The 1571-nt window shown below is 59.3% G+C and carries 2 rRNA genes; both read right to left on the bottom strand.

What is annotated here, in order from left to right:
* Positions 1-726 (bottom strand): 23S ribosomal RNA (locus AABM41_09855); the annotation flags it as partial.
* A gap of 361 nt (positions 727-1087) precedes the next feature.
* Positions 1088-1571 (bottom strand): 16S ribosomal RNA (locus tag AABM41_09850); the annotation flags it as partial.

Genomic DNA, 1571 nt, shown 5'->3' with positions numbered 1-1571 from the left:
GGACTCGCTTTCGCTGCGGCTCCGCTCATCGCTTAACCTTGCCAGTGACGAGTAACTCGCCGGCTCGTTATGCAAAAAGCACGCCGTCACATCCGAAGATGCTCCGACCGCTTGTAGGCACGCGGTTTCAGATACTATTTCACTCCCCTTCTGGGGTACTTTTCACCTTTCCCTCACGGTACTAGTCCGCTATCGGTCATCAGGGAGTACTTAGCCTTGGAGGGTGGTCCCCCCAGTTTCGGACCGCGTTTCACGGGAGCGGTCCTACTCAGGAAAGGCTCTCGGGAGGCCACGTGCTTTCGCCTACGGGACTGTTACCCGCTCTGGTGCCTGAATTCCACTGTTCTTCGGCTAGCTCGTGACTTTCTGACTCCCGCCGCGCCGGACATGACGCGGAAGAACCTTCCTACAACCCCCAGCGCGCAACGCATGTCCGCTTACACGTGCCGGGTTTGGGCTGGATCCCCTTTCGCTCGCCACTACTCGGGGAGTCTCGGTTGATTTCCTTTCCTCGAGGTACTGAGATGTTTCAGTTCCCTCGCTTGCCTTCCCGGACCTATGTATTCAGTCCGGGATGACGCCGCATTGCCGGCGCCGGGTTGCCCCATTCGGGAATCCGCGGTTCAAAGGCTGTTCAACACCTCATCGCGGCTTATCGCAGTCGTCCACGCCCTTCATCGACTCCTGATGCCAAGGCATCCACCGTGTGCCCTTACTATCTTGACGGTGATCTCAGCTCGACTGACGTCGAGCCTCCCGAGGGAGGACCGGTGCCGGTCGAACTGGGTGATTACCCATTTGAGCCCGGGACCTCGATCCCGAGCTCGGCCAACTGTGCAGTTTTCAAGGTCCGGCGAAAGGCGCAACCGCGGGGGACTCCCGCGGCCGGTCTCTCAAAACTCAGCAGCACGTGTGCGCGGGAAGGATTTCGGCACGGATGCCGAATGCTTCGCATTCCTATCCACTGCGCGTTTCGGCCAGGCTCGGTCGACATGCTAAGGACACGCTCTGGATACGGGAAGCTTTCGGCACGATGCCGAATGCTTCGAGATCGCCCAAAGCGGACTCCTAGTTAGGAGCTCCCTAGAAAGGAGGTGATCCAGCCGCACCTTCCGGTACGGCTACCTTGTTACGACTTCACCCCAATCACGAGCCCCACCTTCGACGGCTCCCTCCCGTAAGGGTTAGGTCACCGGCTTCGGGTGTTGCCCGCTTTCGTGGTGTGACGGGCGGTGTGTACAAGGCCCGGGAACGTATTCACCCCGGCGTTGCTGATCCGGGATTACTAGCAACTCCGCCTTCATGGAGGCGAGTTTCAGCCTCCAATCCGAACCGGGACCGGCTTTTTGGGATTCGCTCCCCCTCACGGGTTTGCAGCCCTTTGTACCGGCCAATGTAGCACGTGTGTAGCCCTGGACATAAGGGGCATGATGACTTGACGTCATCCCCACCTTCCTCCGGTTTGTCACCGGCAGTCTCGTATGAGTCCCCAACTAAATGCTGGCAACATACGACGGGGGTTGCGCTCGTTGCGGGACTTAACCCAACATCTCACGACACGAGCTGACGAC

This window comes from Chloroflexota bacterium (assembly GCA_038040195.1).
Taxonomy (GTDB): domain Bacteria; phylum Chloroflexota; class Limnocylindria; order QHBO01; family QHBO01; genus DASTEQ01.
Note: the sequence above shows the minus strand (reverse complement) of the source record. Positions and strands in the feature narration are given on the sequence as shown.